Consider the following 6,920-nt stretch of genomic DNA (forward strand, 5'->3'; position numbering starts at 1 on the left):
ATGTTCATCCGGTCCCTCCCTGGACTCTGAAGTCTCACAACCTCAGCATCCCCGGTCCGGACCGGATGGACAACCTAATGAAAGCTCACACTTAGAGCCTTTCAGGTTCATACGGAAGCGCTCTAAAACGAGGGGCCGTGTCCGGAGCCCCTCGCTCCGGGCGTCATGATCAGGTCGGATGTCGCCCGTTCACACTTCCGAGCGTCGCCTTGCTGTCGTGCTCCGGCGTATCGCCGATCGCGATCATCCGGGCGTCCAGACGCTCGAGCATGTCGGCGAAGACGTCCGCATATTCCGGATCGCCGGCCACGTTGACGAGCTCCAACGGATCGGTCTCGCAATCGAACAGTTCCCATTCCGGAGGTTCGTCGGCGCCAAGCGCGCCGGGCTGGCCGAGCGCGGAGTTGTACCAGTAGATCAGCTTGTAGCGATGGCCGCGGATGCCGTAGTGCGCCCATGCGTTGTGGTGCGCGTCCTTGTGCATCCAGTAGCGATGATAGGCGATCTCCTGCCAGCCTTCCGGCGTCGACTGTTCGAAGACGCCGCGCAGCGAAGACCCTTGCATGTAGGAGGGTACCGGTAGTCCCGCATAGTCCAGAAACGTCGTCGCGAAATCCACGTTGGTGGCGATGTCGCTCGAGACCGAACCCGGCTTGATGCCTTCGGGGTAGCGCACGAGGAACGGCATCTGCAGCGATTCCTCGTACATGAACCGCTTGTCGAACCATCCGTGTTCGCCGAGGAAGAAGCCCTGGTCGGACGTGTAGATGACGATGGTGTTTTCGGCCAGACCGTTGTCGTCGAGCCAATCGAGCATCCGGCCGACATTCTCGTCGATCGAATGGATCGTCGCGAGATAGCGCTTCATGTAACGCTGGTACTTGAAGAGCGCCAGTTCCTCCTCGGTCTCGAATGTGAAGGACTGGCCGGTATGGCGGTCGATGAGGACGAGGCCGCGCGGGTCCTGCGGGTGCGGCACGCGCCGTTCGGTCGAACCCGGCACGCATAGCTCGCCGACCTCGTCGCCGCCTTCCGGCTGCACCAGCCCGAGATCGGCATATTTCAGATCCATGCGCACGCGCATGCGCGCCTGTTCCGCCGCCCGCGCGCGGTTTGCGTAATCGTCGTCGTAGGTCGCCGGAACCTTGATGTCCTTGCCGTCGAACATGTCGCGGTTCTTTGGATGCGGTTCGAAATTGCGATGCGGCGCCTTATGGTGGCACATCAGGAAGAACGGGCGATCGGCATCGCGCGCATCGAGCCAGTCGATGCACTTGTCGGCGATGATGTCCGTCACGTAACCCGATTGCTTCCGCTCCTCACCCATCTCGATCATCACCGGATCGAAATACTCGCCCTGCCCCGGCAGGACCGACCAGAAATCGAAGCCGGTCGGCTCGTGCGCGCGTCCTTCGCCGAGATGCCACTTGCCGACCATCGCCGTCTGGTAGCCGCCATGGCGAAGATGCTTGGCGACGTTCGGCCAGCGATTGTCGATATGCGTGTCGAGCGTCGTGACGCCGTTCACGTGATTATAGGTGCCCGTCAGGATCGAAGCGCGGCTCGGCGTGCAGATCGAATTGGTGACGTAGCAATGGTCGAGGCGCATGCCCTCGCGGGCGAGCCGATCGATATTGGCCGTGGTGTTGAGCCCGTGACCATAAGCCGAGATCGCCTTCGCGGCATGATCGTCCGACATGATGAAGAGGATATTGGGTTTCACTGCTGCGCCTCCCGCATTCCGCACGACTGTCCTTGACGCCCTTTTCTCATTTATGATAATCCTATTTCCGGAAACTGTAAATCTATGGTTGGTGATGTCGGGTTCGACCGGGAGGATCATGGCCATCATGGAAGCTCTCGCTTTCGCCGAGCGCGATGGCGACGGCAGCGGGATGCCCGCCCAGCGAATCGTCGAACTTGCCGGACTGCCGGTATCGACCGGCTATCGGATCCTCGCCGAGATGCGGGAACTTGGGCTGATCTACCGCGCAAACGATCGCAAACTTCTTCCGAACTTCAGCTTCGAGCGGCGCGTGCGCAAGCCGGGCGTGATCTCCGAACGCCTTGCCGAAGCCTGCGCCACGCTTTCACAGAAGCTGACCTCGGCTTCCGAAATCGTCGTTTTGAGTGGACAGAGCCTGCTCTGGCACATCGTCACCCAGCACCCGGAACAGGATATCCGGTTGAGGGCCTACCGTGGATATCTACGCGCCACGCAGGAGCTCGATTCGATCACGCGGTTGGCGCTCGCGCACGTTCCCACGGCCGAAATCGAGAAGAACTGGGACAGGAACGCGTTCTATTCGGCCGGCCTCGAACGCCGCCAGCTCGACTGGGCAACGGTGAACCGGACCATCGCAGAGGTCGACCTCGGTGAGATGCAGTACGACATGATGGGCAACGCCAAGGGCGTGCGCCGGTTCTGCATCGCCGTGCACGGCGACGACGGCGAGCTCGCCTGCATTCTCACCGTCGCCGAAGCGGCGATACCGGTACTCGACGAGCGCGCGCATGCGGCAGCGATCCGCCGTCTGCTTATGGAAGAGCGATCACGCATCGAAGGCAAGAACGGCGACATGGCCATGGTCGGCTGATCGCCGAGACGTTTCTACGATACCAGGGAGGAAAACATGAACATTAAGTGTCTTGCACTGGCCGCAGCCGTCGGTCTCGCCGCATCTGCGGCATCGGCGGAGGATCTCGTGCTTTCGATCGGCTCCCGGGGATACGGCCCGACGGTCGAACGCGATCTCAAGGAATTCTCGAAGGCCAATCCGGACATCAACGTCGAATGGAACAAGGTTTCGGACGTGCCGGGCGAGACCCGCAAGCTCTACGTCACGAGCCTGACGGCGCGCAGCCCCACGCCCGACGTTTTCGCGCTCGACGTCATCTGGGTGGGCGAGTTCGCCCAGCGCGGTTGGCTGCAGCCGCTGAACGACCTGATCCCGAAGAAGGAGATCGACGAATTCAATCCGGCACTCGTCTCTGCCGCCACCGTAAACGGCAAGGTCGACGCGCTTCCCCTCTACACCGACGGCATCCATCTCTTCTATCGCAAGGATCTGCTCGAGAAGTACGACCTGCCGGTTCCCAAGACCTGGGAACAGCTGGTGGCCGACAGCAAGAAGATCATGGATGGCGAGGGCAACCCGCAGTTCCATGGTTTCGTGTCGATGTGGGCGAAGATCGAGGGCCTGTTCATGAACTGGCTCGCCTTCGTCAACGGCAATGGCGGCGGCTTCTATGACGCCGACGGCAAGCTTGCGATCAACTCACCGGCCAATATCAAGGCCACGCAGTTCATGGTCGACCTTCTGAAGAAAGAGCGTCTCGCCCCCGATTCCATCCTCAATTCTCGCCCGGACGACGCGCGTACCCTCTTCCAGCAGGGCCGCGCCGCCTTCCTCATGGTCCAGGGCTTCGTCTACGAACCGCTGGCAGCCAAGGACAGCCCCGTCGCCGGCAAGTTCGACTTCACGCGCGTTCCCTATTTCGAAGGGCACGAGGATGCGAACACGACCACGGTCGGCGGCTGGTTCCTCGGGATCAACCCGAATTCCAAGAACAAGGAGGCAGCCGCGAAGCTCGTCTCCTATTTCACCGGTCACGACCAGCAGCTTTCGGCAGCGGTGAAGGACAACCGCGCGCCGACGCGGCCGGCCGTCTACAAGGATCCGAAGATCGCTTCGGCCGAGGTGCTTTCGAAGTTCGGCAAGGACTACAACTTCAGCGTCGTGCGGCCTTCCGCGCGCACCGGCAAGGACTATCCGAGGGTCTCCGACGTCATGCAGCTCGAGATTACCCGGGCTTTGCACGGCGAAAAGTCGGTCGAGGACGCGCTGAACGACGCACAGAAGGAAGTCGAACAGATTCTCGGCCAATAAGAGCGCAATCAGGGCGACGATCCGATGACCGGCACCACCTCCACCCTCGACCGGCGCATGCAGTGGACAGGCATCGGTTTCGTCGCCCCGACCGTGCTCGTGATCGCGGCGATCCTCGTCTACCCGATCCTTCAGTCGATCGTGCTGAGCTTCGGCGATTCCAGCATCGACGGGTCCGAGCCCTATCGCTTCGTCGGCCTCGCACACTACAGCCAGCTCATCCATACCGGCCGGTTCTGGAACGCGCTCGGCGTCACGCTCACCTTCACCGCGATCACCATCCCGTGCGAGCTCCTCGTCGGCATCGGCCTTGCGCTGCTCATGAACGAGAGTTTCCGAGGCAAGGGCATCGCGCGCCTGGCGGTGCTTTTTCCATGGGCGCTTCCCACCGCCCTGAACGCGCTCATGTGGCGGTGGATGTATAATTCCGACTACGGGCTCTTCAACGCCCTTGCCCTGCAGAGCGGGCTCGCGGACCGGCCGATCAACTGGCTCGGCGACCAGACGCTGGCGATGATCTCGATGTCGATCGTCGCGATCTGGAAAACCTCCTCCTTCATGGCGCTGATCATTCTGGCGGGCCTGCAATCGATCCCGCGTGAACTCTACGAAGCGGGACGGATGGACGGGATGAGCCGCTGGCAGGAATTCCGCCAGATCACCCTTCCCCTTCTCAAGGCACCGATCCTGGTCGCCCTCATCGTCCGCTCGATGGATGCGCTGCGGACGTTCGAACTGCCCTTCAACCTGACGGACGGCGGCCCGGTCACCGCGACGGAGAGCCTTTCGCTCTATGCCTACAAGGTGATCTTCGACTTCATCGAGTTCAATTTCGGGGCGGCCCTCGTCGTCGTGCAGTTCCTGGTGATCTTTGCCATGAGCCTCGTCTACATCTTCCTCCTGCGCAACAGGGACTGACCCGATGACGACCGCCCGTCCCCGTATCGCGCTCTATACGCTCGTCGTGCTTTCGGCGGTGATCTCCTTCCTGCCGATCGTCTGGCTGATCCTGACGTCGCTCAAGACCTCGACCGGGATCTATGCGTGGCCGCCGCAATATCTGCCGCAGCCCTTCACGCTCGAAAACTACATCAACATCATCACCAATACGCCGGAACTGCTGCTCTACGTCGTCAACAGCTTCATCGTCGGCATCGGCTGCACCGCCGCGTCGCTGGCGCTTGGCGGGCTCGCGGGCTACGCCCTCTCCAGGCTCCGGATCCGAGGCGCACGCGTGATGATGGTCGCGATCCTCGCCGTCACCATGTTTCCGCCGGTATCGCTGCTGCCCTCCCTTTTCCAGACCTTTCTGGAGCTCGGACTGCTCAACACCTATACGGGCCTCATCATCGCCCATACGGGCCTCTTCCTCCCCTTCACGGTGTGGATGCTCGCCAGCTATTTCGCCACGCTTCCAGCCGAGATCGAGGAAGCGGCCCGCATGGACGGCATGGGCTTCTTCCGCATCTTCCGCTCGATCGTCATCCCGCTGTCGTGGCCGGGCTTCGTGGCGACGGGCCTGATCGTCTTCATCTTCTCCTGGAACGAGTTCCCGCTGGCACTCGTGCTGATGACGCAGAACTCGATGCGCACGGCGCCGGTCGGCATTTCCCTTTATCCCGGCGAATACGCCTTTCCCTGGGAAACGATTTCGACGGCGACCGTGATCGCCATCATCCCCATCCTGGTGATCACCGCGATCTTCCAGAAGCAGATAGTCGGTGGTCTGACCGCCGGCGCAGGAAAGTGAGGCGGAGCGATGGCTGAAGTCAGGCTCGACCGGGTCGGAAAGTTCTACGGAAGCTACGAGGCAGTCCAGAAGTTCGACCTGACGATCAGGGACGGCGAATTCTTCGTACTGCTCGGGCCTTCCGGCTGCGGCAAGTCGACGACGCTGCGCATGATCGCCGGTCTCGAGAGCATCACGACGGGCGACCTGACCATCGGCGGACGTCGCGTCAACGACGTCGACCCGAAGGACCGCAAGGTCGCGATGGTGTTCCAAAACTACGCGCTCTATCCGCACAAGAATGTCTTCGACAACATGGCGATGGCGCTCAAGCTGCAGAAGGTGGCAAGCCAGGAAATCCGTGAAAGGGTGGAACGTACCGCCGAAATGCTCGGCCTGAGCGAATATCTCGAGCGCAAGCCTGCGGCGCTGTCCGGCGGGCAGCGCCAGCGCGTCGCCATCGGCCGCGCCATCGTGCGCACGCCCGAGGTCTTCCTGTTCGACGAGCCGCTTTCGAACCTCGACGCGAAGCTGCGCGTCAAGATGCGGATGGAATTGCAGGAACTCCACGATCGTCTTGGCGTGACCTCGATCTACGTGACCCACGACCAGATCGAGGCGATGACGCTCGCCGACCGGATCGTCGTCATGAACGAGGGCGTCGTCGCGCAGGTCGGAACGCCACGCGAGGTCTACGATCATCCGGCGACCGAATTCGTGGCCGGTTTCATCGGCAGCCCGGCGATGAACTTCGTCGATGTGGAAAGGACGGGCGACGGAAGCTGGAAATCGCTTTGCGGCAGCCTTTCGGTTTCCCTCCCGCAATCCGTTCCCGATGCATACGCCAAGGTGAGGCTCGGCATTCGGCCCGAGCACATCGAACTCGTCGGCGAGAGCGTTCCGGCGTCGGAACCGGTTCACGAGGCGGTCGTCCATCTCGACGAACTGCTCGGCGCGGATGCACTGCTGAGCCTCGGTATCGGCGATGTCCGTCTGCTTGCCCGGGTCGGCGGAAGCGATCATCCGGTACGCGGCGACCACGTCCGCGTCCGCCTGCCGCAACAGCGCCTGCATGCCTTCGCCATCGAATCCGGCGCTGCGATAACCGGCGCGCCGAAGCACTGACCTTGCGGTAGGCCCCCTGCAAAGTCTGCGGGTTTCGCTGCCTCGCAGCAACGAACCGTTTTCCAGGCCGTCCCATGTAGGATCGAGCTAGAGCCTTTCAGGTTTATACGGAAACGCTCTGCCGACCCTGTTTGCGTCAGGACCGAGACGGATGGCGACGAGCGTACTGGTGGTAC

6 protein-coding genes are annotated in these 6,920 nt (G+C 62.0%); 5 read left to right on the forward strand and 1 reads right to left on the reverse strand.

All coding sequences use genetic code 11. The features are described 5' to 3' along the window. Nucleotides 1-169: 169 nt before the first annotated feature. A complete protein-coding gene (locus FJU11_RS18020; protein ID WP_268935223.1) occupies nt 170-1,723 on the reverse strand; it encodes a sulfatase family protein in 1,554 nt (517 codons plus the stop codon). 118 nt (nt 1,724-1,841) lie between these two features. Between FJU11_RS18020 and FJU11_RS18025 the strand changes: the two genes are divergently transcribed. The 5 genes from FJU11_RS18025 to FJU11_RS18045 are packed head-to-tail and all read left to right on the forward strand — an operon-like array spanning nt 1,842 to nt 6,744. Beyond that, nucleotides 1,842-2,597, forward strand: a complete 756-nt coding sequence (locus tag FJU11_RS18025) for a helix-turn-helix domain-containing protein (RefSeq protein ID WP_181408244.1) — start codon at nt 1,842-1,844, stop codon at nt 2,595-2,597. 36 nt (nt 2,598-2,633) lie between these two features. Beyond that, nucleotides 2,634-3,890 carry an ABC transporter substrate-binding protein gene (locus FJU11_RS18030; protein WP_141168462.1) on the forward strand — a complete coding sequence of 419 codons (1,257 nt, stop codon included), beginning with the start codon at nt 2,634-2,636 and terminating at the stop codon, nt 3,888-3,890. Nucleotides 3,891-3,914: 24 nt separating this feature from the next. Beyond that, complete coding sequence (locus FJU11_RS18035; protein WP_210242916.1) at nt 3,915-4,808, forward strand: carbohydrate ABC transporter permease; 894 nt, start codon at nt 3,915-3,917, stop codon at nt 4,806-4,808. A gap of 4 nt (nt 4,809-4,812) precedes the next feature. After that, a complete protein-coding gene (locus FJU11_RS18040) occupies nt 4,813-5,640 on the forward strand; it encodes a carbohydrate ABC transporter permease (protein WP_141168463.1) in 828 nt (275 codons plus the stop codon). Nucleotides 5,641-5,649: 9 nt separating this feature from the next. Continuing rightward, nucleotides 5,650-6,744, forward strand: a complete 1,095-nt coding sequence (locus tag FJU11_RS18045; protein WP_141168464.1) for an ABC transporter ATP-binding protein — start codon at nt 5,650-5,652, stop codon at nt 6,742-6,744. The last annotated feature ends 176 nt before the right edge of the window (nt 6,745-6,920 follow it).

The sequence above is a fragment of the Pararhizobium mangrovi genome (assembly GCF_006516965.1).
Taxonomy (GTDB): domain Bacteria; phylum Pseudomonadota; class Alphaproteobacteria; order Rhizobiales; family Rhizobiaceae; genus Pararhizobium_B; species Pararhizobium_B mangrovi.